The organism is Polymorphum gilvum SL003B-26A1 (assembly GCF_000192745.1).
In the GTDB taxonomy this organism is placed as follows: domain Bacteria; phylum Pseudomonadota; class Alphaproteobacteria; order Rhizobiales; family Stappiaceae; genus Polymorphum; species Polymorphum gilvum.
The window spans coordinates 1,580,417-1,602,541 of the sequence record NC_015259.1; the positions used below are offsets into that span (position 1 = coordinate 1,580,417).

The 22,125-nt window shown below is 66.7% G+C and carries 21 protein-coding genes and 1 riboswitch; of the genes, 14 read left to right on the forward strand and 7 right to left on the reverse strand.

The window, feature by feature from the left end; all coding sequences use genetic code 11:
• Window positions 1–386: 386 nt before the first annotated feature.
• Entirely contained in the window at window positions 387–1,400 is a 1,014-nt protein-coding gene (locus SL003B_RS07455) for a DMT family transporter (protein WP_013652220.1), read from the forward strand.
• Window positions 1,401–1,410: 10 nt separating this feature from the next.
• On the opposite strand, the gene SL003B_RS07460 is transcribed toward SL003B_RS07455, so the two are convergent.
• Window positions 1,411–1,821, reverse strand: coding sequence for a hypothetical protein (locus SL003B_RS07460; RefSeq protein ID WP_013652221.1), 411 nt, complete (start codon window positions 1,819–1,821; stop codon window positions 1,411–1,413).
• 17 nt (window positions 1,822–1,838) lie between these two features.
• Complete coding sequence (locus tag SL003B_RS07465) at window positions 1,839–2,075, reverse strand: Lrp/AsnC ligand binding domain-containing protein (protein WP_041375938.1); 237 nt, start codon at window positions 2,073–2,075, stop codon at window positions 1,839–1,841.
• A 125-nt stretch (window positions 2,076–2,200) separates the two neighbouring features.
• Window positions 2,201–2,311: riboswitch (TPP riboswitch) on the forward strand.
• 77 nt (window positions 2,312–2,388) lie between these two features.
• On the opposite strand from SL003B_RS07465, the gene thiM reads away from it, so the two are divergent.
• The 3 genes from thiM to SL003B_RS07480 are packed head-to-tail and all read left to right on the forward strand — an operon-like array spanning window position 2,389 to window position 5,108.
• A complete protein-coding gene (gene thiM / locus SL003B_RS07470) occupies window positions 2,389–3,147 on the forward strand; it encodes a hydroxyethylthiazole kinase (protein ID WP_013652223.1) in 759 nt (252 codons plus the stop codon).
• 31 nt (window positions 3,148–3,178) lie between these two features.
• Window positions 3,179–3,991, forward strand: a complete 813-nt coding sequence (gene thiD / locus SL003B_RS07475) for a bifunctional hydroxymethylpyrimidine kinase/phosphomethylpyrimidine kinase (protein WP_013652224.1) — start codon at window positions 3,179–3,181, stop codon at window positions 3,989–3,991.
• Window positions 3,984–5,108, forward strand: coding sequence for a TRAP transporter substrate-binding protein (locus SL003B_RS07480; RefSeq protein ID WP_013652225.1), 1,125 nt, complete (start codon window positions 3,984–3,986; stop codon window positions 5,106–5,108). Before thiD ends, SL003B_RS07480 begins: the two co-directional genes overlap by 8 nt.
• A 43-nt stretch (window positions 5,109–5,151) precedes the next feature.
• Here the strand turns inward: SL003B_RS07480 and SL003B_RS07485 are convergent, their stop codons facing one another.
• A complete protein-coding gene (locus tag SL003B_RS07485) occupies window positions 5,152–5,994 on the reverse strand; it encodes a fumarylacetoacetate hydrolase family protein (RefSeq protein ID WP_013652226.1) in 843 nt (280 codons plus the stop codon).
• A gap of 351 nt (window positions 5,995–6,345) precedes the next feature.
• Between SL003B_RS07485 and SL003B_RS23965 the strand changes: the two genes are divergently transcribed.
• Together SL003B_RS23965 and SL003B_RS07490 are read left to right on the forward strand one after the other, a co-directional pair.
• Window positions 6,346–6,726 (forward strand): outer membrane protein transport protein, encoded by a 381-nt coding sequence (locus tag SL003B_RS23965; protein WP_277914619.1) that lies wholly within the window; start codon window positions 6,346–6,348, stop codon window positions 6,724–6,726.
• Window positions 6,723–7,772 carry an OmpP1/FadL family transporter gene (locus tag SL003B_RS07490; RefSeq protein WP_013652228.1) on the forward strand — a complete coding sequence of 350 codons (1,050 nt, stop codon included), beginning with the start codon at window positions 6,723–6,725 and terminating at the stop codon, window positions 7,770–7,772. Before SL003B_RS23965 ends, SL003B_RS07490 begins: the two co-directional genes overlap by 4 nt.
• 304 nt (window positions 7,773–8,076) lie before the next feature.
• Here the strand turns inward: SL003B_RS07490 and SL003B_RS07495 are convergent, their stop codons facing one another.
• Window positions 8,077–8,856, reverse strand: a complete 780-nt coding sequence (locus SL003B_RS07495) for an SDR family oxidoreductase (RefSeq protein WP_013652229.1) — start codon at window positions 8,854–8,856, stop codon at window positions 8,077–8,079.
• Window positions 8,857–9,050: 194 nt separating this feature from the next.
• On the opposite strand from SL003B_RS07495, the gene SL003B_RS07500 reads away from it, so the two are divergent.
• The 4 genes from SL003B_RS07500 (at window position 9,051) to SL003B_RS07515 (ending at window position 13,637) form a co-directional block, all read left to right on the forward strand.
• Window positions 9,051–9,857 carry a UDP-2,3-diacylglucosamine diphosphatase gene (locus SL003B_RS07500; protein ID WP_013652230.1) on the forward strand — a complete coding sequence of 269 codons (807 nt, stop codon included), beginning with the start codon at window positions 9,051–9,053 and terminating at the stop codon, window positions 9,855–9,857.
• Window positions 9,854–10,888 carry a glycosyltransferase family 4 protein gene (locus SL003B_RS07505; protein ID WP_013652231.1) on the forward strand — a complete coding sequence of 345 codons (1,035 nt, stop codon included), beginning with the start codon at window positions 9,854–9,856 and terminating at the stop codon, window positions 10,886–10,888. The genes SL003B_RS07500 and SL003B_RS07505 overlap by 4 nt, the downstream gene beginning before the upstream one ends.
• A 77-nt stretch (window positions 10,889–10,965) precedes the next feature.
• Window positions 10,966–11,949 (forward strand): threonine ammonia-lyase, encoded by a 984-nt coding sequence (locus SL003B_RS07510; protein WP_013652232.1) that lies wholly within the window; start codon window positions 10,966–10,968, stop codon window positions 11,947–11,949.
• Window positions 11,950–12,305: 356 nt separating this feature from the next.
• Window positions 12,306–13,637, forward strand: coding sequence for a globin-coupled sensor protein (locus SL003B_RS07515; protein WP_013652233.1), 1,332 nt, complete (start codon window positions 12,306–12,308; stop codon window positions 13,635–13,637).
• A gap of 291 nt (window positions 13,638–13,928) precedes the next feature.
• Here the strand turns inward: SL003B_RS07515 and SL003B_RS22265 are convergent, their stop codons facing one another.
• Window positions 13,929–15,038, reverse strand: coding sequence for a protein phosphatase CheZ (locus tag SL003B_RS22265; protein ID WP_013652234.1), 1,110 nt, complete (start codon window positions 15,036–15,038; stop codon window positions 13,929–13,931).
• A 128-nt stretch (window positions 15,039–15,166) separates the two neighbouring features.
• Between SL003B_RS22265 and SL003B_RS07525 the strand changes: the two genes are divergently transcribed.
• Window positions 15,167–16,375 (forward strand): MFS transporter, encoded by a 1,209-nt coding sequence (locus tag SL003B_RS07525; RefSeq protein WP_013652235.1) that lies wholly within the window; start codon window positions 15,167–15,169, stop codon window positions 16,373–16,375.
• Here SL003B_RS07525 and dgcA read toward each other — a convergent pair.
• Window positions 16,345–17,319: an N-acetyl-D-Glu racemase DgcA gene (dgcA, locus tag SL003B_RS07530; RefSeq protein ID WP_206771979.1), complete on the reverse strand. Its 975-nt coding sequence runs from the start codon at window positions 17,317–17,319 to the stop codon at window positions 16,345–16,347. The genes SL003B_RS07525 and dgcA overlap by 31 nt on opposite strands.
• A gap of 5 nt (window positions 17,320–17,324) precedes the next feature.
• The gene (dgcN, locus tag SL003B_RS07535; RefSeq protein ID WP_013652237.1) at window positions 17,325–18,338 is read right to left on the reverse strand and encodes an N-acetyltransferase DgcN; all 1,014 of its coding nucleotides are present in this window, start codon (window positions 18,336–18,338) and stop codon (window positions 17,325–17,327) included.
• Between the two features lie 112 nt (window positions 18,339–18,450).
• Here dgcN and SL003B_RS07540 point away from each other — a divergent pair, with 112 nt between their 5' ends.
• The 3 genes from SL003B_RS07540 to SL003B_RS07550 are packed head-to-tail and all read left to right on the forward strand — an operon-like array spanning window position 18,451 to window position 22,105.
• The gene (locus tag SL003B_RS07540; protein WP_013652238.1) at window positions 18,451–19,596 is read left to right on the forward strand and encodes an ABC transporter permease; all 1,146 of its coding nucleotides are present in this window, start codon (window positions 18,451–18,453) and stop codon (window positions 19,594–19,596) included.
• A 9-nt stretch (window positions 19,597–19,605) separates the two neighbouring features.
• Window positions 19,606–20,445 (forward strand): ABC transporter ATP-binding protein, encoded by an 840-nt coding sequence (locus SL003B_RS07545; RefSeq protein ID WP_013652239.1) that lies wholly within the window; start codon window positions 19,606–19,608, stop codon window positions 20,443–20,445.
• 10 nt (window positions 20,446–20,455) lie between these two features.
• Window positions 20,456–22,105 (forward strand): MlaD family protein, encoded by a 1,650-nt coding sequence (locus SL003B_RS07550; protein WP_013652240.1) that lies wholly within the window; start codon window positions 20,456–20,458, stop codon window positions 22,103–22,105.
• The last annotated feature ends 20 nt before the right edge of the window (window positions 22,106–22,125 follow it).

Here is a 22,125-nt window from a genome sequence, read left to right on the forward strand (position 1 = left end):
TCTGATTCGCGCTGCCGGAAAGTATAGGCGCCGCCACCCAGGCCGGCGCAGCGATTGTGCGTGCGCCGGTCTTCAGCGCAACGGGCGGCGGGGGCGATGCAATCTCTCCGCCAGACCTGCGCGGGGAGCATGAGTGCGGTCGCTAAAACGGGCTTGCATCCCGCGGGTCGCAAAGTCTTAACGATTGAGATATCTGATGGCAGTCGAGCGCGACGGTCCTGCTTGTCCCGGACGACTCACGCCGTGCCGTTGCGGACCGGCTCCTGCTCCTCGCCGAAGCAGCGCCGGATGCCGGCGGACGCGCCGCCGACCAGAGCGGACCCTGGGGTCCGATGCCCCGCTCTGGAGCGTCAACCACCCAGCGTCGGCCCCGCAAGGACGCATCCATGGCGCTTTCAGGCGCTGACAGCAAGGCCACCGCCGGTGGATCCGAACATGCCGCCGGGGCGGACCTGACGCTGCCGCGGCCGATGCTCGGCATCGGCCTCAAGCTGCTGTCGACGCTGGTGTTCAGCGTCATGATCGTGGCGCTGAAGATCGCCGCCGAGCGGGTGCCGATCGGCGAGGTGGTGTTCGCGCGCAATTTCTTCGGCATCTTCCCGGTGTTGATCATGGTGATTCTGCGCGGCGAGTTCATCGTGGCGTTCCGGACCCGTCAGCCGTGGGGGCATGTCGGCCGGGCCGTGGTCGGCATGACGGCCATGCTGGCGTCCTTCACGTCCTACAAGTTCCTGCCGCTGCCGGACGCGACGGCGATCGGCTTCGCCTCGCCGCTGTTCGTCGTCGTGCTGGCCTTCCTGTTCCTGGGCGAGCGGGTCCGCGTGTTCCGCTGGAGCGCGGTCGGCGTCGGCTTCCTCGGCATCCTGATCATCCTGTCGCCACACATCGGCGCGACCGCGATTTCCGGATCGACCTGGTTCGGGGCGCTTTGCGCGGCCGCGGCGGCCTTCTTCTCCGCCCTGGCGATGATCTTCGTGCGCAAGCTGTGCGAAACCGAGCGGACGGCGACGATCGTCACCTGGTTTTCCGGCACGGCGTCGCTGCTGGCGCTGCTGACGATCCCGTTCGGGTGGATCGACCCGACCTGGGCGTGGGTGGTGCCGGACTGGGAGACCGCAGGCCTGTTGGTGTTCGTCGGCCTGGCCGGCGGCCTCGGCCAGATCATCATGACGCAGAGCTACCGCTACGCCGACGCCTCGACCATCGCACCGTTCGACTATGCCAACATGATCTGGGCCGTCCTGCTCGGCTGGCTGCTGTTCTCGGAGGTTCCGGTGGCCGAGGTGATCATCGGCGCCGCAATCGTGATCGCGGCCGGTATCTTCGTCATCTTCCGTGAGCGTCGGCTCGGGTTCGACCGTACCAGGGACCGGCGAGCCTCGACGCCGTCGAAGGTGTGAGAGGGTCGCCTCAGCGGGCCGTGGCAGGATTGTAGACGAAGGTTTCCGGGGAACTCTTCGTGCCGTCCTTGTAGATGAGCTGCACCATGATGCTGCGCACGCTGCCAGCCGGCAGGGAGAGATAGGGCATATCCCTGGTCACGGCATTGGGGGCGGCGGGATCGCAGGCCTCGAGCTCCCACATGCGATCGAGCGGGCCGTCGTCGAAGCCGTAGAAGACGACGTCGATGCCGCATTTCCAGGCCTCGAGGTGGGTGAAATAGATCAGCAGCCGGCCGTCCCAGTCACGGAAGCTGACCCAGTTGGCTCTGGTCATTTCGACGATTTGCTTGATCTGCTCGGGCGGCATGCCCTGGGCGCAGGCCGGACCAGCGAGAAGGGCGCTCGCCAGCAGCGCGGATCGAAGCAGGGATCGGGCCATGGGCTGTCCTTTGACGATCAGAAGGCCTTGAAGGTGATGATCGTGCGGGTGTCGCGGATGCCGCCGAGGGTGTGCAGCTTCTCGTTGACGAAGTGACCGATGTCGGACTCGTCCTCGATGTAGACCTTGACCAGCAGGTCGTAGTCGCCGCTGGTCGAATAGATTTCCGAGGCGATCTCCGCATCGGCGATGGCATTGGCCACCTTGTAGGTTTCGCCGAGGTTGCACTTGATCATGATGAAAAACGGCTTCATGGCGCGCTCCGACTGGTCATGCCTTTCCTTGGACATCGCGCATCCCGGGCGCGCAGTCAATGACGCCGGCGGCGCGGACGGCCCGGCAAGGCTTGCAATTGCCCGGCCGGCTTGCTAGCTCTTGAGCCGTCTCATGGGGGTGCCCGGCGCCGATGCGCGGGCTGAGAGGCGGATCCGCCAACTCCTTGAACCTGATCCGGGTCATGCCGGCGGAGGGATTTGGGATGATCGACAGTCGCATGGGCGTCGCAAGCGTCCGGACGCGCCGCACGGCGGCAGTTTCCCGATTGACCGAACGCAGGGGGAGGAGCCGATGAACGGCGCCCCGGGCTTTGACGCGGCCTTCGCCGCGACTGCGCTCGACCGGCTGCGGGCACGCGTGCCGCGCGTGCATTGCCTGACCAATGCGGTTGCCCAGAGCTTCACCGCCAACGTGCTGCTGGCGCTCGGCGCAATCCCGTCGATGACCATTGCGCCCGAGGAGGTGCCGGCCTTCACGGCAGGCGCCGACGCACTGCTGGTCAATCTCGGCACCCTGGACGACACGCGTCGCCGGGCGATCCCGCTGGCGCTGGATGTCGCCGCAGCGGCAGGCAAGCCCTGGGTGCTGGACCCGGTGTTCGTCGACCGCTCGCCCGTGCGTTGCGATCTGGCGCGCGACCTTCTCGCCCGGTCGCCGACGCTGCTGCGGGTCAACGCGGCCGAACTGGCGGCACTGACAGGAGGCAGGGAGGCGCGTGCGGCGGGACGAGTGCTGGCGGCGAGGATCGCGCTGACCGGGGCGGTTGACGAGGTCTCAGACGGGAGGCGCTCCCTGAGGCTCGACAACGGCCACCCGCTGATGGGCAAGGTGACGGCGACCGGCTGTGCGGGCGGCGCCGTACTGGCCGCGTTTCTCGCGGTCGAGCCCGATCCGCTGCTGGCGGCGGCGGCGGGTCTTGCCGTCTTCGGCATCGCCGGAGAGATCGCCGGTGCGCAGGCCCGGGGACCAGGGAGCTTCGTGCCGGCGTTCCTCGACGCGCTCCATGCGCTCGATGCCGAGATCATCGCCGCACGGCTGAGGGCGGGCTGAGACGGATGCGCAAGACCAGGAAGGAAGGACCATGACTGCTATCGCCCTGACCATCGCCGGTTCGGATTCGGGCGGCGGCGCCGGCGTCCAGGCGGACCTGAAGACGTTCTCCGCGCTGGGCGTCTACGGCGCCAGCGTGATCACCGCGCTGACGGCGCAGAACACGCTCGGTGTCAGCGCCATTCATGACGTGCCGCCGGAGTTCGTTCGCGCCCAGATGGACGCGGTGCTGGGCGACATCAAGGTCAATACGGTCAAGATCGGCATGTTGTCGCGTCCGGAGGTGATACGCGCGGTTGCCGACGGCCTCGACGCCCATGCGGTGCAGACCATCGTTCTCGATCCGGTCATGGTGGCGGCATCCGGCGATCCGCTGCTGGTGCCCGAGGCGGTCGCCGTGCTGATCGACGACCTGGTACCCCGGGCGCTGGTGATCACGCCCAACCTGCCCGAGGCTGCGCGCATGCTGAAGACCGACATCGCCGACAGCCGCGACGCGATGCGGGGCCAGGCGAACGCGCTGCTGCAACTCGGCGCCCGCGCGGTCCTGCTCAAGGGCGGCCACGGCTCGGGCCGCGAGAGCGTCGACCTACTGGCGACCCACGGCGGCGAGACCTGGTTCAGCGCGCCGCGGCACGAGACGCGCAACACCCACGGCACCGGCTGCACGCTGTCCTCGGCCATCGCGGCGGGCCTGGCCAGGGGACTTGCCCTCACGGAGGCCGTCGGCGCGGCGAAGGCTTATGTGACGGCGGCGATCCGCGCTGCCGACCGGCTGTCGATCGGAGCCGGACACGGGCCGGTGCATCATTTCCACGCAATCTGGGAGAAGGCGGATGACTGAGCACGACACGACTTCCGGCGAACGGGCGACGGCGACCGGGCTCAGCCGGCGCGGGGCCCTGTGTCTGGCGGGCGCAGCGCTCGGCAGCGGCCTCGCCGCGCCGACCGTTGTGCAGGCGGCGGCGACGATCGAATGGAAGATGGTCACCTCCTGGCAGAAGGATCTGCCGGGTCCCGGCGTCACCGCCCAGCGGATCTGCGACCGCATCGGGCTCTTGTCCGGCGGGCGGATGCGCGTACGCCTCTATGCCGCCGGCGAACTGGTGCCGGCCCTCGGCGTGTTCGACGCGGTTTCCTCCGGCACCGCTCAGATCGGCCATTCGGCCTCGTTCTTCTGGCAGGGCAAGATGCCGGCGGCGGTGTTCTTCACCGCCATCCCCTTCGGCCTGCTGCCGCAGGAGCACATCACCTGGATCGAGCAGGGCAGCGGCCAGGCGTTGTGGGACGAACTCTATGCGCCGTTCGGCATCAAGCCGGTGATGGCCGGCAACACCGGCGTTCAGATGGGCGGCTGGTTCGCCCGCCCGGTCGAGACGCTCGACGACCTGCGGGGGCTGAAGATCCGCATGCCGGGGCTCGGCGGCGAGGTGCTGCGCCGGCTCGGCGCGACCCCGGTCAGCCTGGCACCGGGCGAGATCTTCCCGGCGCTGCAGTCCGGCCTGATCGACGCGACGGAGTTCCTCGGACCGTGGAGCGATCGGGCAATGGGCTTCCACAAGGTTACCAAGCTCTACTACGCGCCCGGCTTCCACGAGCCGAACGGCACCGGCGAGGCGCTGCTCAACAAGACCGCGCTGGAGGGCCTGCCGGAGGATCTCCGCGCGATCGTGCTGGAGGCGTGCCAGGCGGAGAACGCCCGGGCGCTGGCGGAAAGCGAATGGATGAACGCCGTCAGCCTGAAGGCGCTGCGGACGGAAGACGGCGTCGAGATCCGTTTCTATCCGTCCGCAGTGCTCGACGCCATGCGCACGACGTCGGCGGAGGTGCTGGCGGAGTTCGCCGACAAGGATCCGCTCAGCCGCAAGGTCTACGACAGCTTCCGGGCCGCGCTCCAGCGCCTGGCGCCGTGGAGCGACGTGTCGGTGCGCCGCTACCTGATCGCGCGCGACGGCGGCTGACGGGCGGCCGTGCCGGAGCGCCGACGCGGCGTTCCGACGAGGGCTATCCGGCGGCTACGGTCTGGACCTGTTCGCCGAGGCCGGGAATGCCGAGCCGCATGACGTCGCCGGGCTTGAGGAACAGCTGCGGCTTCCTGCCCATGCCGACGCCGGGCGGCGTTCCGGTGGTGATCAGGTCGCCGACCTCGAGCACCATCAGCCTGGACAGGTAGCTGACGATCGTCGCGACGGAGAAGATCATCGTCGACGTGCTGCCGGTCTGCATGCGCTGGCCGTTGAGATCGAGGAAGAGGTCGAGCGCCTGCGGGTCCGCGATCTCGTCGGCGGTCACGATCCAGGGACCGAGGGGCCCGAAGGTCGGCGCGCTCTTGCCCTTGATCCACTGGCCCGTGCCCTCGATCTGCCAGGCGCGCTCGGAAATGTCGTTGCAGACGGTGTAGCCGGCGACATGCGACAGGGCGGCGGCCTCGTCGACCTGCCAGGCGCGCCTGCCGATGACGAACGCGAGTTCCACCTCCCAGTCGAGCTTGGTCGAGCCGTTGGGGATGATCACGTCGTCGTTCGGGCCGTTGAGGCAACTCGGCGCCTTGGAGAACACCACCGGTTCGGCCGGGATCGGCAGGCCGGCTTCCGCCGCGTGGTCGGCGTAATTCAGGCCGATGGCGATGAAATGGCCCGGCCGCGAGATCGGCGCGCCGAGGCGCGGCGTGCCCTCGACCGACGGCAGCGACTTCGGATCGAGCGCGGCGAGGCGGGCGAGATTGGCGATATCATAGGCCGCCGCGTCGAGGTCGGCGACATGGGCGGAAAGATCCCGGAGCTGGCCGTCCGTGTCGATGAGTCCGGGCTTTTCGGAGCCGGCAGGGCCGTAGCGGCAAAGTTTCATGAGGTCCTCCCCCGGCCGTTGCGGCCGGCAATCGGTCTTGAGCGAATGGGCCGGATCATGAGTGGTAGGCGGCAGGCGCGCAAGCCGGTCGCGGCCGGGTCGGTTCGCTTCTGCGGACTATGGAGTGATGTTGCAAATCAGCAACGGCAATCTGAAAATTCAGCTTAAAATCGCTCCGCGCATTTTGCCTATATTTTAGGCAAATGAGGCAATCCGTGTCGAAAGCGGACCCGTTTTGCCTGCATCGGTCCGAATGACTGCACTCCGAAGATGGGGTGCCGTTAGGAAATCTCCTGATCTCTGAGCGGATATTGCAGTGCACAAGAAAATTTTGGTTGCGCATCTTGGTAATTGAACTTTCTGACCAATTCGATGACGGTCTTTGACGAAGTCGACTTCCGCTTATCTGAAGAACGACTGGGAGGAAAATTCAAAATGATGCGCTTAAACGGCGCCGCAATGCTTTGCGGTGTGGCAATCATATTTTCTGTTTCGTATGATGACGCAGCGGCAGGCGGCTTTGCGCTTCGCGAGCAGAGCAGCTACTACCAGGGGATGTCGTTTGCTGGAAATGCGACTTCCGGCCCGTCGATCTCGTCGGTGTTCTGGAATCCGGCGACCATCACCGGAGCCGGCGACGGCTTCACCGTCGAGGCGCACAATTCCCTGATCCTTCCACAGGCGAAGATGAATGGGACGTTCACGCGGGCGGGGGGGCGCCGGCCTGGGTGACCTCGAGCACGGCGGCGAGCGGCGAGATGGCGTCGGATGCCTTCATTCCGGCGAGCTACACCGCCTACAAGTTCAGCGATTCCCTGTTCTTCGGCCTGGCCGTGAATGCGCCCTACGGATTGGCCACCAAGCCCGACATCGACTGGGCGGCGAAGTGGTACGGCCGGTCGTCGGAAGTATTCTCGATCAACGTCAACCCGATGGTCGGCTACAAGATCAACGACATGATCTCGGTCGGCGTCGGTCTGCAGGTACAGTATTTCCAGGTGCGCCTGAAATCGGCGTATCCGCTGTCGCCGACGGCGAGCACCGCCGAGGTCAAGGGCGACGACATCGGCTTCGGCTTCAATGCCGGCGTCACCTTCAAGCCGATCGAAGGCACGGAAATCGGCCTCGGCTTCCGCTCGGCGGTGTCACATGAGCTCAATGGGCAGTACATCCTGCCGTCGGGCTTCCTGCCCGGCCCGATCGCCTTCGGCGCGACCTCGACCGACATCAAGGCAAAGCTGATGACGCCGGAAATGGTGACGCTGTCGATCTCCCAGCGCGTGAGCGAGGCGTTCCGCGTCGCGGGCACCGTGGAATGGACGAACTGGAGCCGGCTCGGCACGATCCATACCCGTCCGACCGGGGCGACTGCGCTGCCGGTGTCCGTCCTCGGCACGCCGGACCTGAAATTCAACTACGATGACGGCTGGTTCTTCGCCCTCGGCGGCGAATACGACTGGAACGACAAGCTGACGCTGCGCGCCGGCGTTGCCTACGAGCTGTCGCCGATCGACCTCGACATCCGCTCCACGCGCCTGCCGGACAACGATCGCCTGTGGCTGTCCGCAGGCCTCAGCTACACGGTCAGGGATAACCTGTCCTTCGACCTCGGCTACACCCACATCATCCCCAAGAGCACGAAAGTGCGGATCGTCCCGGGTCACCAGGACTACAACGCCTCGATCGGCACCTATGTGTCGAACGTGTCGAGCCAGGTCGATATCTTCACCGCGTCGCTGCGCTATCGCTGGGGCGGATCCCACAGATCGGCGGAATGAGCGGGGTTGCGGACGCGCCGGGCGCTGCCGCCGGACCGCGGTTCGAAAGAGGCCGGCGCGTGCGCCGGCCTTCAGCTTGTTGACAAACTTGCGGCCTCTCCAGTGTCATTCCGGCCAAGCGTGAGCTGCAGCCGGAACCGGAGAGCCGCAGTGTCGATGGTCTCGATGAAGGAGATCGAGAGGGCCCCGGCTCACCGATCCCGCATCTGCGCTTCGCTGCGTGCGGGATGACGCCTTTGGAGGTTTGTCGGCAGTCAGGAGGCCGGCGCGGGCGCCGGCCTTTGCCGTTCGGTCGTCGCGGCGTTCAGAACGCGCCCGGGAACAGGCCGCCGTCGATGAGGATGTTCTGGCCGGTGATGTAGCCGGCCTGCTGCGAGCACAGGAAGGCACAGACCTCGCCGAATTCCTCCGCGGTGCCGAAGCGGCGCGCCGGGATCTCGTCCGCCTGCGCCTGACGTACCGCATCGACGCTGCATCCGGACAGCGAGGCGGTGCGCTCGAAGCCGCCGCGCAGCCGGTCGGTATCCATCTTACCGGGCAGCAGGTTGTTGATGGTCACGTTGCGGTGGGCGATGGTGCGGCAGACCCCTGCGAGGAAGGCGGTCAGGCCGGCGCGCGCGCCACTGGACAGGTCGAGCCCCTCGATCGGCATCTTTACCGACATCGAGGTGATGTTGACGATGCGGCCGAAGCCCCGCTCCGTCATGCCGTCGACCACCGCCTGGATCAGTTCGATCGGCGTCACCATGTTCTGGACGACACCGTCGAGCATCGCCTGCCGATCGAGCTCGCGGAAGTCCTTGCGCGGCGGACCGCCGTTGTTGTTGACCAGGATGTCGGGAGCCGGGCAGGCAGCGATGAGGGCAGCTCGGCCGTCGGGGGTCGAGATGTCGGCGGCCACCGCGTCGACGCGCACGCCGTAGGCGGCGCGGATCTCCGCGGCGGTCCGTTCCAGGGTGTTCGGATCGCGCCCGTTGAGGACGAGGTCGCATCCGGCCGCCGCGAGCGACAAGGCGCAGCCGCGCCCGAGGCCGCGGCTGGAGGCGCAGACGATGGCCTTGCGCCCGGAAATACCCAAATCCATTGCAATGGTCCTTTCCAGTCGAGGGGAAGCGGGCGCACAATGGCGCGCTGGCGGCGAGGGGGCAAGGCCGGCCCGGTCCGCTTCGGTCAGGCCGCGGCGGCGGACGCTGCGGAAATCAGGTGTTCGCTGCGCAGTGTCATATTCCTGCAACCTGAATCGCGTCTAACCCGCACAATTCTGATGTGGGAGTGCAGATGATGACGGCGCGTGACGAAGCGCGGCACTACCGGGCCCTGTTCCTTTCCGACATTCACCTCGGTACCCGAGGCTGTCAGGCAGATCTTCTTCTGGATTTTCTCAAGCACAACGATGCCGAGATGATCTATCTGGTCGGCGACATCGTCGATGGCTGGCGGCTGAAGCGGGCCTGGTACTGGCCGCAGTCGCACAACGATGTCATCCAGAAGATCCTGCGCAAGGCGCGCAAGGGCGCCCGCGTCGTCTACATCCCCGGCAATCACGACGAGTTCCTGCGCGACTTCCTCGGCACGCATTTCGGCGGCGTCGAGGTCGCCGACAGCATCATCCACACCTCGGCCGACGAGCGTCAGTATCTGGTCATACACGGCGACCAGTTCGACGTGGTGATCCGCCATGCCAAGTGGCTGGCCTTCTTCGGCGACAGGGCCTATGTAACCGCGCTCGCGCTCAACACCACCGTGAATGCGATGCGCCGCCGTGTCGGCCTGACCTACTGGTCGTTGTCGGCCTGGGCGAAGCTGAAGGTCAAGAACGCGGTCAACTTCATCGGCCGGTTCGAACAGACGCTGTCCGAGGAAGCCAGGCGGCGCGGCGCCGACGGCGTGATCTGCGGCCACATCCATCATGCGGCCAGCCACGACGCCTACGACATCCACTACATCAACACCGGCGACTGGGTGGAAAGCTGCACGGCCGTTGCCGAACACCACGACGGGACCTTCGAGGTGATCCGATGGAGCGACCGCACGGTTGCCGGGAGCCTGCCTGCGCCGGTGCAGGAGCGCCCCGTCGCGGCATGACATCCATCCTGATCGTCACGGATGCCTGGCATCCCCAGATCAACGGCGTCGTGCGCTCGCTCGAGCGGACGGCTGAGGAACTGCGCGCGCGCGGACTGCGCATCGAGTTCCTGACGCCGGCGGTGTTCCGCACCCTGCCGTGCCCGACCTATCCGGAAATCCGCCTGTCCCTGACCACCGCCGCCACGGTGCTCCAGCGCGTGGAGGCGGCGGCGTGCGACCATCTCCACATCGCCACGGAGGGGCCGCTCGGCATGATGGCGCGCGCAGCCGCGCTGAAGACCGGCCGGGTGTTCACCACCAGCTATCACACACGGTTCCCGGAATACCTGTCCGCGCGGCTGCCGGTCCCGCTGTCGTGGTCCTACGCCTGGCTGCGGCGGTTCCACAACGCCGGCCAGGGCTGCATGGTGGCGACCCGTTCGCTGGAAGACGATCTCAGGGCACGCGGTTTCACCCACCTGATGCGCTGGTCGCGCGGCGTCGACGAGACGCTGTTCAAGCCCTACCACGACTCGGTGCTCCCGGATGACCTGCCCCGCCCGGTGTTCATGAACGTCGGTCGCGTGGCGGTGGAAAAGAATATCACCGCCTTTCTCGATCTGGATCTTCCGGGCAGCAAGGTCGTGGTCGGCGCCGGACCGCAACTCGACAGCTTGCGCAAGGCCTACCCGGACGTGCTGTTCACCGGGCCCAAGGTCGGCGAGGATCTCGCCCGCCACTACGCCTCCGCCGACGTCTTCGTGTTCCCGTCGCTGACCGACACGTTCGGCAACGTGCTGCTGGAGGCATTGGCCTGCGGCATTCCGGTCGCCGCGTTCCCGGTGATGGGGCCGCTCGACGTGATCGGCGGCACCGACGCGGGCGTGCTGTCGGAAGACCTGCGCCAGGCGGCGCTGGATGCGCTTGAGGTCTCGCGCGCGGCTTGCCGCCGGGTCGCCTTGCACTACACCTGGGCGGCCAGCGCCGACGCTTTCCTGTCCAATGTCCTGGCCGCCCAGCAGGCGGCCGGTTGTCGCGGAGCGGCCTGAAACCGGCCTCCGTTGCCTTGCTTGCCAAGCTCTGCGGGCGCTGATACGTGCGGAAGGATACGGCACGGAGGCACCCGATGGCAGAGGCGGTTACACGGCAGGACATCCTCAATGCGCGCGAACGCCTGCGCGGCATGGCCGTGCGCACGCCGTTGCTGAGCTTTCCCGTCCTCGACGAGGCGTCAGGGCGACGCGTGTTGGTCAAGCCCGAATGCCTGCAGCGCACCGGCTCGTTCAAGTTCCGCGGCGCCTTCAACCGCCTGTCGATGATCCCCGCGGACCGGCGGGCTGCCGGCGTCGTCGCCTGTTCCTCCGGCAACCATGCCCAGGGCGTGGCAGAGGCGGCGCGCCTGCTCGGCATGCCGGCGACGATCGTGATGCCGGAGGACGCGCCGGCGATCAAGTTGGCGCGCACGCGCCGCCTCGGTGCCGAGGTGGTCACCTACCGGCGCGGCGAAGAGGACCGCGAGGCGATCGCCGCCGACCTGTGCCGGGCGTCGGGGGCAACCTTCGTGCATCCGTTCAACGATCCCGGCGTGATCGCCGGGCAGGGCACCGTGGGCCTTGAAATGGCCGAGCAGGCACGCGAGCTTGGCGTCGAGCCGGACGCTATCGTCTCCTGCACGGGCGGCGGCGGGTTGACCGGCGGCATCGCGCTTGCGCTCGAGGACGACCTGCCGGCGTGCCGCGTCTTCACTGCCGAACCCGAAGGCTTCGACGACTATGCGCGCTCCCTTGCCGCCGGCCGCAGGCTGGAAAACGCGCGCACGGGAGGCTCGGTCTGCGACGCGATCCTGACCGAGAGGCCCGGCGAAACCGGCTTTGCCATCCTCAGCCGCCGCCGCGCCTCGGGTCTCGTCGTATCGGACCGGGAAGCGCTTGCGGCCGTCGCCTTCGCCTTCAGCGAACTCAAGCTCGTCGTCGAACCGGGCGGGGCGGTCGCGCTCGCCGCTGTGCTTGGCGGCAAGGTTCCGGCGGCGTGTTCCTGCGTTGCCCTGGTGCTGTCCGGCGGCAACGTCGATCCGCAGATGATGATGCGGGCGCTGGCGCTGGCGCTCTGACCGCTGCCGCACTCGGAGTTATCTTCCTCTGCGGAATATATGGTGCATATTTCTTATTATTTTCCCATTTCCTATTGTATGTAATTTTTGATTTTAGCTTATTTTTCACGATGTCAATTTTAATTTATATTCCATAGCATTTACCAGATTTATTATTTATCATCCTCTAGGCTAATTTATATTACTCTGCGTCTTTCACTTTGTTCCGGCTTTTGTATTTTAAATGTCCGCTTAACGATTCATTGAAAGAATATACTTAAAAGCCGCCCTGTTGGGCTCGCACGGTTGGTCGCTAATATCGAAAGCAGATGTCGCTGCCGCGGTGGCCTGTGCGCGATTTTTTTTATGGAGTACGAATGTCCACCCAGTCCATGGCCGACCGGTTATCCTTCCTGCAGATCGGTCGCGACGAAATGCATATTGCGAAAGAGATCTGGGCTCTGATCGAACCGGCGCTGCCGGACATTCTCAACGGCTTCTACGATCATGTCAGGCGGGTTCCGACGCTTGCCGCGATCGCCGGCGGGCAGGAAGCCCGGCTGGTCTCGGCGCAGCTGAAACACTGGAAGCAGCTGTTCTGCGGCGGTTTCGGCGAGGCTTATTACGAGAGTGCCTTGCGCATCGGACGGGCGCATGTGCGGATCGGGCTTGAGCCGAGCTGGTACATCGGCGGCTACGGCTACATCCTGACCAAGCTGATCGGCGTGCTCGGCGCTAGGCACCGCTTCTCGGGGCCGAAGGCGGCGCGCCTGACCGGCGTGGTGACCAAGGTCGTGCTGCTGGACATGGACATGGCGATCTCGACCTACAGCGAGGCGATGATCGAGCGGGCGATGGCGCGCGAGGAGCAGATCAAGCTCGCCGTGCGCGATTTCGACGCCGTCATGAACGGTGCGCTGCAGGCCCTCGGAAACGCTTCTGAGGCGCTTGGCCAGACCGCCGGCGCCCTGACCGGTGTCGCGCGCGAGACGAGCGTACGGGTCGAGGCGATGGAGCGCTCGAGCGCGGAGACCTCGCGCGGCGTCCACTCCAGCGCCGCGGCGACCGAGGAGATGACCGCGTCCATTGCCGAGATCAGTCGCCAGGCAATCGCCTCGCGCACCATATCACAGGAGGCGTTGGACGGTGCGCGGCGCACCAACGAGTCGGTCCGGAGCCTGTCGGGCGCGGCGGAGACCGTCGGCTCGGTCATCGAGTTGATCTCCGACATAGCCGGGCAGACCAACCTCCTGGCGCTCAACGCCACCATCGAGGCGGCCCGCGCCGGCGAGATGGGCCGCGGCTTCGCCGTCGTGGCGGCGGAAGTGAAGGAACTGGCCAGCCAGACGACCAAGGCGACCGAGGAGATCACCGAGCAGGTGGCGGCCATCCAGAAGGCGACGCGCCAGTCGGTCGACGACATCCAGCGGATCACCGAGACCGTCGAGCAGGTCGCCCGGATCGCCTCGGAGATCGCGGCGGCGGTGGAGCAGCAGATGGCCGCGACCAGCGAGATCTCGCGCAATGTCCAGACGGCGGCTGCGGGCACGGCGACGGTGTCGCAGGAGGTCGTGGCGGTCCAGGGTGCGGTGACGGGGACGCGCGCCTCCGCCGAGCAGATCTCGACGATGTCGGCCGATCTCAGGAGCCAGGCTCATACCCTTGGCTCTCAGGCGAAGACCTTCTTCCAGCAGGTCCTCGCCGGCTGATCCCGGCCAAGCCTCGTCGTTGCAGGGTTAAACGAAAGGTGCCGCAGGGGATGCGGCGCCCAGAGTGCCGACAAACTTGCAGCCTCTCCGCTGTCATTCCGGCCAAGCGGAGCGCGAGCCGGAACCGGAGAGCCACGGCGTCAACCATCTCAACGAAGGAGACCGAGAGGCCCCCGGCTCACCGATCCGCATCTGCGCTTCGCTGCGTGCGGGATGACGCGTTTGGAGGTCGTCGGCAGCCTCAGCGCCGCAGGGGATGCAGCGCCTTTTCGTCAGTCGGAAATCCGGGGCTCAGCTAAAAAGCGACTGGCGTTCCGCCTCGGTGAGCTGCGCGAGCGGATCGTCGTCGACAAGATCGACCGTCGCGCGTTCCTCTTCCTCCTCCCAGGCGGCATCCGCGGAGGACTCGGCGGCCTTGCCGACCAGGTCGAAAAGCTTGGCGATCTTGTCCTCGTCCATTTCTCCAGACAGGTCGAGGTCGTCGACGTCCGTGTCCTCGGACGACGGCGTCTCGTCGAAGATGGAATCGATGGTCGCCGCGTCGAGTTCCTCGCCCGGATCGAAGCCGAAGGTATCGTCGCCCGGATCGAGGCCGAGCGATGCGTCAGCGTCCGCGTCGACGGAATGCGGCTCGTCGTCGCCGATGTCGATCGAATCGAAGTCGATGTCGGCAGTCGGATCGGCTGCCGTGGCCTCTGCCCCCAGCATGTCGTCGATGTCTGTCTGGCTGACGCCCATGCCCGCCCGCTGCGGTCCGTTCAGCAGATGAGCATCCGGACGCGTGTCCACCGGACCGGCGGTTTCTTCCGCGGTGACCTCCTCGATGCCCCAGATGCCGATCATCAGGTTGATGCGGCTCTCGAGGTAGCGGAGCACCTGGACGACCTTCTGTGTGCGCTGGCCGGTCAGGTCCTGGAACGAGCAGGCCATGAAGATCTCGGTCGCCTTGGCGTCGATCTCGTCGCACACGGTCTCGTCGGCGCCGGCCTCGCGCAGGATCCACGCCTGCTCTTGGATCTTCTCGGCGGCGTTGAGGATGTCCTGGGTCGCGCCCTCGGTCTGGGTGACGATGGCATCGAGTTCGAGCGACGCGTCGGTGAAGCGGTTACCGTCCGCCTCCTCCTGCTTGATGTTGGCGATCTCGCGCTTGGTGCGCTCGATGGCCTCGTGCATGTCGGCGATGTCGAGCCGGATGCGGTCGAGATCAGGCACCGTGCGCTCGCGGCGCATGAGCCTTTCCAGCCGCCCGATCGCGTCGAGGATCGACGTCGTCTCCGAACTGCGATGCCGGCGCAGGTATTCCGCCAGGAATCGCCGCCCGCGATCGGACTCAGAAAGCGTCTGCTCGAGGGTGTTGTATTCGTTTTCCTGGATCAGGACTGGCGGTTCGCTTGATGCCATCGTAAATGTCTCGATGCCTTGTTCGCCACGCCGCCGTCCGCCGATTCGCCGGAGGGTCGACACTCGGACAAATGTTAAAGCCCAAAGAGTTAAGAAATTTTTGGGTTCTCAGATTTCGGACGCATTCCATGCAGCAAACGGCATCCGGCCTGTCGACGCGGGTGAGCGGCCTGTTCGCCGTCCACTTCCTCGGCATGGGACTTTTCCTGCCGTTCTTTCCGCTCGTGCTTGCGGCCCGCTCCCTTTCCGTTTCGGAAATCGGTGTCATCCTGGGACTTGCGACGGCGGCCAGGATCGCGGCTGGCCCGATCCTTACCGGCCTGTCCGACCGGACCGGGCGACGGCGGCTGTCGATCCTCGGCTATTCACTCGCCGGCGTTGCCACGCTCATCCTGTTTGCAGCAACCTCAGGCTATCCGGCGACGCTTGCCGCCGTCGTCTGCCTGATGATCTTCTGGTCCCCGATCGTGCCGCTCGCCGATGCCTATGCGCTGGACGTTGTGCGCGAGGACGGCGGCGATTACGGCCGCATGAGGCTGTGGGGGTCGATCGCCTTCATCGTCGCCAATCTGGCCGGCGGCTGGGTCATAGCGGCATGGTCGACGCTGCCGATCGTTGCCGGAATCCTGTTCTCCCTGCTTGCGACTGGCGTGGTTGCGGCGACGCTGCCGCCAATGCACAGAGGGCAGCGGAACGAGGCGGCCGGGCAGGGCGCGAAGCCGGCCGTGTTGGCAAGGCCGTGGTTCCTGGGCGCCCTGGCCGTCATCGGTCTGCTGCAGGGAAGCCACGCGGCCTACTATGCGTTCGGCACGATCTTCTGGCGCGATACGGGGGTCGCAGAAGCCGCCATCGGCGTGCTGTGGTCGCTCGGCGTGGTCACCGAGATTGCGCTGTTCTCCTTCGCCGGTCGCCTGCCGGCGTGGATCGGTCCGATCCAGCTGCTGGCCATCGGCGCGCTGGCGGCTGTGCTGCGATGGGCCCTGTTTCCGCTCGCGGTGGCGCCGGTCCCGATGGCCGTGCTGCAGGGTCTCCACGGCCTCAGTTTCGGTGCCGTGCATCTGGGCACCGTCGGCTTCCTGTCGCAGGTGGTGCCCGCACGCTGGGCGGCGACCGGCCAGAGCCTGGCGGCGACGTCGACCGGCATCCTGATGGCGGCCGGCATGGCGGCCTGCGGCCCGCTCTATGCGGCAGCACCGGAATGGGCGTTCTGGGCCATGTCGCTATCCTCGGCGGCGGCGCTCGGCGGCCTCGCCGTCGTCAAGGGACGCATGCAGCGGGCGATGGAGGCGAAGGACGGGCCTGCGTCTCAGCCCCAGAGCGCGGGCTCCGGCGGATAGAGGCGGCTCGCCTCGAACCTCAGGCCGGGTTCGCGGTCGCGGCTGAGCAGGAGCGGCCCGTCGAGGTCGACGTAGTCGGCGTCCTGCGCCACCAACACTGCAGGCGCCATGGCGAGGGAGGTGCCCAGCATGCAGCCGACCATGACCGCGAAGCCGTGCGCGCGCGCCTCTTTCGCCAGCAGCAGCGCCTCGGTCAGGCCGCCGGCCTTGTCCAGCTTGATGTTGACCGCGTCGTAGCGGATGCGCAGGGCGGAGAGATCGTCGCGTGTGTGCAGGCTTTCGTCAGCGCAGATCGTGATCGGGCGGGCGACCGTCGCCAGCAGGCCGTCGTCGCCGCTCGGCAAGGGTTGTTCGATCAGTTCCACGCCGGCGGTGACGCAGGCGGCCATGTTGTCGGCGAAGCAGGACGGATCCCAGGCCTCGTTGGCGTCGACGATCAGGCGCGCTTGCGGCGCGGCCGCACGAACGGCGGCGATGCGCTCGACATCACCGGCACCGCCGAGCTTGACCTTGAGCAGCGGCCTGGACGCGGCCTTGCCGGCGTCCGCGGCCATCTTCTCCGGCGTGCCGACGCTGATGGTGAAGGCTGTGGTCAGCGGTTTCAGCGACGCGAGGCCGGCGAGGGCGGCTGCCGTGCTGGCCGCACGCTTCGCCTCCAGGTCCCACAACGCGCAGTCGAGCGCGTTGCGCGCCGCTCCGGCGGGCAGTAAGGCCTGCAGGTCGGTCCGCGTCAGGCCGGCCTCGATGAGGGGGGCCGTCGAGGCGATCTGGGCGAGCACGCCGTCGATGCTCTCGCCGTAGCGGGCGTAGGGCACGCATTCGCCGCGCCCGAGGTGCGCGCCGTCGCGGATCGTCGCCACGACGACGTCCGCATGGGTGCGGCTGCCGCGCGAGATGGCGAAGCCGCCCGCGATCTCCCAGCGTTCGTGGACGGCCTCAAGCATGCGTGTCATGGCGTGCCGAACTCCGAGGCGACGCGTGCGACGATGCCGGCGACGCCGAAGCGAACCGGATCGGTCGCCGGCAGGCCGTATTCGCTCTCCAGGCTCAGCAGGTAGGTGCGCGCCTCCGTCTCGCCGAGCGCGGCCGTGTTGACCGCGATGCCGATGCAGCGGATTGCTGGATTGGTCAGACTGCCGCAGCGGATCGTAAGGTCGACGACCTCGCGGATCGTCGGCAGGGGCGTGGCGACGCCGCGCATCGCCGTGCGGGTGGGCTCGTGGCAGACGACGAAGGCGTCCGGCTGGGCGCCGTGCAGCAGCCCGAGGCTGACGCCGGCGAAGGAGGGGTGGAACAGAGAGCCCTGGCCCTCGATGACGTCCCAGTGGCTGTCGGCGGCGGCCGGCGACAGCCATTCGACCGCGCCGGAGATGAAATCCGCAACGACCGCGTCGATGGCGACGCCGCGCCCGGAAATGAACACGCCGGTCTGGCCGGTGGCGCGGAAGTCGCAGTCGTAGCCCTGCGCGCGCATTTCCCGCTCAAGGGCCAGGGCGGTGTATTTCTTGCCGACCGAGCAGTCGGTGCCGACGGTCAGGATGCGCCTGCCGCTGCGCTTGCTGCCCTTGCCGGTGGCGAAGGTCTCACTGGTGTGGCGCACGTCGAACAGCTTGCGGCCGTTGCGCTCGGACGCCTCGCGGATGGCCGGGATCGAGCCGAGCCGGACATGCAGGCCGCTGGCGACGTCGAGGCCGGCATCCAGCGCGGCGACGATCGAGGCGACCCAGTGGTCCGGCAGCCGCCCGCCGGCATTGACCGCGCCGACGATCATCGTCCGCACCCCTTTGGCCGCGGCTTCCGCGATGCCCATCTCCGGCAGTCCCGCATCAGCCTGGCAGCCGGGCAGCCTGAGTTGGCCGAGACACCATTCCCTGCGCCAGTCGACCACACCGAGGGCGGTCTTCGCTGCCAGGGAGTCCGGTACGTCGCCGAGAAACATCAGATATGGGTGGGCAATATCCATGGCAGGTGTCCAGTCGCAGAAGGGGGAGGGCCGGTTCGTCTGGACGCCCAGCCTTCCTGTCAGGTATACGAGGATGTCCTTCACAGCGGCAAGGGGGCGTGCTCGTCGCGACATGGCCTTTCTGGATGAACCCACGAAGCCGGCCTGCAGGATCGGCCGCGACGGCGACCGTCTCGCCGTCGCCCTGTCCGGCGACTGGACCATCCACACCGCGATGGACGCCGAAGCCGCGCTCGGCGTGATCGACACCTCCGACGTGGGAACGGTTCGGATCGACCTTTCGGGGATCTCCGTTCTGGACACCTCGGGCGCCTGGCTGCTCCACCGCATGCGCGGCCGGATCGAATTCGCGGGCGTGCGGGTGATCCTGACGGGTGTGGCGCCCAAGTACGAATTGCTGCTGTCCGAGGTCGACGCCCACCACCCGCCGCCGTGGTCGCCGGAACGGTATCGCTATTCCATCGTCAGCGTCCTGGAGACGACCGGCCGCCATGTCGTCGACGCCGGCAAGGACCTCGTGGCGATGATGCACATCCTGGGCTCGCTCAGCGTCGTGGTCGCCGGCGTCCTGTTCCGACCCGGGCGGCTGCGCGGCATATCGATCGCGGTCCAGTTCGACAAGTCGTGCATCGGCGCCGTGCCGATCATCGCGCTGATGAGTTTCCTGATCGGCGCGATCATCGCCCAGCAGGGCGGCTTCTACCTGCGCCAGTTCGGCGCCGACCTGTTTGTCGTCGACCTCGCCGGCGTGCTGGTCCTGCGCGAGATCGGCGTGCTCTTGACCGCGATCATGGTCGCTGGCCGGTCGGGATCGGCCTTCACCGCCGAACTCGGATCGATGAAGATGCAGGAGGAGATCGACGCCCTCCATGTCATCGGCCTGAGCGTGACCGAGGTCCTGATCCTGCCGCGCCTGTTGGCGCTGATGGTTGCCATGCCGGTGCTGACCTTCGTCTCCGACATCGCCGCCCTGTTCGGTTCCGGCCTCGTCACCTGGTCCTACCTCGGCATCCCGCCGGCCGCCTACATGGCCCGGCTGGAGGAGGCCATCTCGTTCCAGACCTTCCTTGTCGGCATGGTCAAGGCGCCGTTCATGGCGCTGATCATCGGCCTGATCGCCTGCGTCGAGGGTCTCAAGGTCGGCGGTTCGGCCGATTCCCTCGGCCGCCATACGACCATGTCGGTGGTCAAGGCGATCTTCCTGGTCATCGTCGTCGACGGCCTGTTCGCGATTTTCTTCGCGGCGATCGACGTCTAGGGTGAGGCGATGGGCGCGACGCACACCATTGCCAGCCAGGCACCGGCACTCGCCGGCCAAAGGACCGACCAGCCGCCGGCACTTGCCGGCCAGAGCCGAGAGGTGATCCTTGCCGCACGCGACGTCACGGTCGGCTTCGGCTCCAAGCTGGTGCTCGAACATCTCGATCTCGACGTCTACCGCGGCGAGGTGCTCGGCTTCGTCGGCGGCTCGGGGACGGGCAAGTCGGTGCTCATGCGCGCCATCCTCGGCCTGACGCCGCGCCGGTCCGGGCGGATCGAGGTGTTCGGGCAGGATCTCGACACCGCTGCGCCGGAACAGCGCAACCAGATCGAGCGCCGCTGGGGCGTGCTGTTTCAGCAGGGCGCGCTGTTTTCGTCGCTGACGGTGAAGCAGAATATCCAGGTGCCGATGCGCGAGTACACCACGCTGTCGCAGCAATTGATGGACGAACTCGCCTGGCTGAAGCTGGAACTGGTCGGTCTGCCGCGCGATGCAGCCGACAAATACCCGTCGGAACTGTCGGGGGGCATGGTCAAGCGCGCCAGTCTGGCCCGCGCTCTTGCGCTCGATCCGGATCTGGTGTTTCTGGACGAGCCGACGTCGGGACTTGACCCGATCGGTGCGGCCGCGTTCGATGGGCTGATCGCGAAATTGCGCCAGACGCTCGGGCTGACCGTCTACATGGTCACGCACGACCTGGACAGCCTGCATTCGATCTGCGACCGGATCGCCGTTCTGGCCGAGAAGCGGGTCTTGTTGGCGGGAACGATCGACGACATGATGGCCAGCGACCATCCGTGGGTGAAGGCGTATTTTCGGGGTGAGCGCGCCCTGCGCCGGGTTTGAAGGGGCTCTGATGGAAACCCGCGCAAATTATGTCCTGATCGGCGGGTTCGTCCTCGGCATCCTCTTCGCTGCCTTCGTGTTCATCTATTGGCTGGCGGCGACGGTGGATTCGCGCCAGAGCGTCAACGTCAAGGTGATCTTTCCTGGTCCGGTCACGGGCCTGCCGATCGGCGGTCAGGTACTGTTCAACGGTATCAAGATCGGCGATGTCGGCAGTCTCGACTTCGACCAGACGGATCCCCAGGTGGTCATTGCCACCATCCGCGTGAACCCGAACGCGCCCCTGCGTCGGGACATCCGGGCGACACTTGGCTTTCAGGGTCTGACCGGCGTCGCCTATGTCGACCTCAAGGGCGGCTCGACCGAGACACCGTTGCTTATCCAGCCCGACATGGAAAGCGAACCGGTGATCTATGCCGACCGGTCGTTCTTCGACGACATCCTCGAGAACGGCCGGGACGTGCTCAAGAAGGCCGACACCACGCTCGACACCCTGAATTCCGTGCTGCAGGAGAGCCGCCCGGCGATCTCGGAGATCGTCAGGAACGTGGAGACCTTCTCCAAAGCCCTGGCCGAGAACGCGGACGGCGTCGAGGGATTCATGGCCAGCGTCGGCAAGGCGACGGAGGCCTTCAGCAGTCTGTCGGGACGGATGGAGGGGCTCGTCGAGCAGGGGGAGCGGATTCTCGCCGCCGTACCGTCTGACAAGGTCGAGGAGATGGTCGGCAACGTCACCGACTTCACCGCCTCGCTCAAGGAGATCGCCCCGGATATTCGGCAGATGGTGGCAGAGGCGGAGAGCGCGACCGCCAACCTGCAGCAGTTCACCGAACGGCTGAACGCCGGGATGGATGGCGTCGAGGCCGTGATCAAGGCCGTCAGGCCGGAGGACGTCGAAAAGGCGGTGGCCGGCGCCGGTGCGCTGGGCGCGGTTCTGGAGAAGCGTTCTGCCGAACTCGACACGCTGATTGCCAGCACCGGTGAGACCATGGACAATATCCGCTCCGTATCGTCGTCGATACGGGCCCGGGAGGAGGACATTTCAGCCTTCATCGCCGGCGCGCGCGATGTGGTCGGCAAGATCGGCACAGGCGTCGAACGCACGACCGAGGTGGTTCAGGCGATCGATCCTCAGAAGGTATCCAACATCGTGGCGTCGGTCGAAGAGGTCACCGGAAAGCTGTCCGGTCAGGGTGAGGCGATCGAGGCGACCATCGCATCGGCCCGCAATGCCGCCGGCACCATCGAGAAGATGTCCGCCGACCTGTCGGCGCGCACCGCCGACGTCGACCAGATCATAACCGACGCGAAGCAGATCGCGACCAATCTCAATGCCGCCTCGGCACGGGTCGACGAGATCGTCAGCAAGGTCGGCACCATGGTCGATGGCGACGGAGAGGGCTTCATCGTCGAGGCGACGCGGGCGGCCGAGGCGATCCGCAAGGTGGCCGAGGCCTTCGAAAGCCGTGCCGACGGCATAGCCAGCGGGCTGTCGAAATTCGCCAACCAGGGAACGGCCGACCTGACGGCCGCGCTCGGCCAGGTCAACCGGACCTTCGTCAGCATCCAGCGGGCGGTCGAGAATTTCGACCGCAATCCGAACCGGGTGATCTTCGGCGGCGAGGACGTGCCGCGGTTTGGCGGCGGGCAGAGGCGCTGATATGACTGAGGCGCAACGAG

Excerpts from the sequence above, each read along its gene's own strand:
- thiD (WP_013652224.1), top strand. The coding sequence starts at position 3,179 with ATGACTGCTATCGCCCTGACCATCGCCGGTTCGGATTCGGGCGGCGGC.
- SL003B_RS07525 (WP_013652235.1), top strand. The coding sequence starts at position 15,167 with ATGCAGCAAACGGCATCCGGCCTGTCGACGCGGGTGAGCGGCCTGTTC.
- SL003B_RS07460 (WP_013652221.1), bottom strand. The coding sequence starts at position 1,821 with ATGGCCCGATCCCTGCTTCGATCCGCGCTGCTGGCGAGCGCCCTTCTC.
- SL003B_RS07505 (WP_013652231.1), top strand. The coding sequence starts at position 9,854 with ATGACATCCATCCTGATCGTCACGGATGCCTGGCATCCCCAGATCAAC.
- dgcN (WP_013652237.1), bottom strand. The coding sequence starts at position 18,338 with ATGGATATTGCCCACCCATATCTGATGTTTCTCGGCGACGTACCGGAC.
- thiM (WP_013652223.1), top strand. The coding sequence starts at position 2,389 with ATGAACGGCGCCCCGGGCTTTGACGCGGCCTTCGCCGCGACTGCGCTC.
- SL003B_RS07500 (WP_013652230.1), top strand. The coding sequence starts at position 9,051 with ATGATGACGGCGCGTGACGAAGCGCGGCACTACCGGGCCCTGTTCCTT.
- SL003B_RS07515 (WP_013652233.1), top strand. The coding sequence starts at position 12,306 with ATGTCCACCCAGTCCATGGCCGACCGGTTATCCTTCCTGCAGATCGGT.
- SL003B_RS07545 (WP_013652239.1), top strand. The coding sequence starts at position 19,606 with ATGGGCGCGACGCACACCATTGCCAGCCAGGCACCGGCACTCGCCGGC.
- SL003B_RS07480 (WP_013652225.1), top strand. The coding sequence starts at position 3,984 with ATGACTGAGCACGACACGACTTCCGGCGAACGGGCGACGGCGACCGGG.
- SL003B_RS07540 (WP_013652238.1), top strand. The coding sequence starts at position 18,451 with ATGGCCTTTCTGGATGAACCCACGAAGCCGGCCTGCAGGATCGGCCGC.
- SL003B_RS07550 (WP_013652240.1), top strand. The coding sequence starts at position 20,456 with ATGGAAACCCGCGCAAATTATGTCCTGATCGGCGGGTTCGTCCTCGGC.
- dgcA (WP_206771979.1), bottom strand. The coding sequence starts at position 17,319 with ATGCTTGAGGCCGTCCACGAACGCTGGGAGATCGCGGGCGGCTTCGCC.
- SL003B_RS07465 (WP_041375938.1), bottom strand. The coding sequence starts at position 2,075 with ATGAAGCCGTTTTTCATCATGATCAAGTGCAACCTCGGCGAAACCTAC.
- SL003B_RS07495 (WP_013652229.1), bottom strand. The coding sequence starts at position 8,856 with ATGGATTTGGGTATTTCCGGGCGCAAGGCCATCGTCTGCGCCTCCAGC.
- SL003B_RS07485 (WP_013652226.1), bottom strand. The coding sequence starts at position 5,994 with ATGAAACTTTGCCGCTACGGCCCTGCCGGCTCCGAAAAGCCCGGACTC.
- SL003B_RS07455 (WP_013652220.1), top strand. The coding sequence starts at position 387 with ATGGCGCTTTCAGGCGCTGACAGCAAGGCCACCGCCGGTGGATCCGAA.
- SL003B_RS22265 (WP_013652234.1), bottom strand. The coding sequence starts at position 15,038 with ATGGCATCAAGCGAACCGCCAGTCCTGATCCAGGAAAACGAATACAAC.
- SL003B_RS07510 (WP_013652232.1), top strand. The coding sequence starts at position 10,966 with ATGGCAGAGGCGGTTACACGGCAGGACATCCTCAATGCGCGCGAACGC.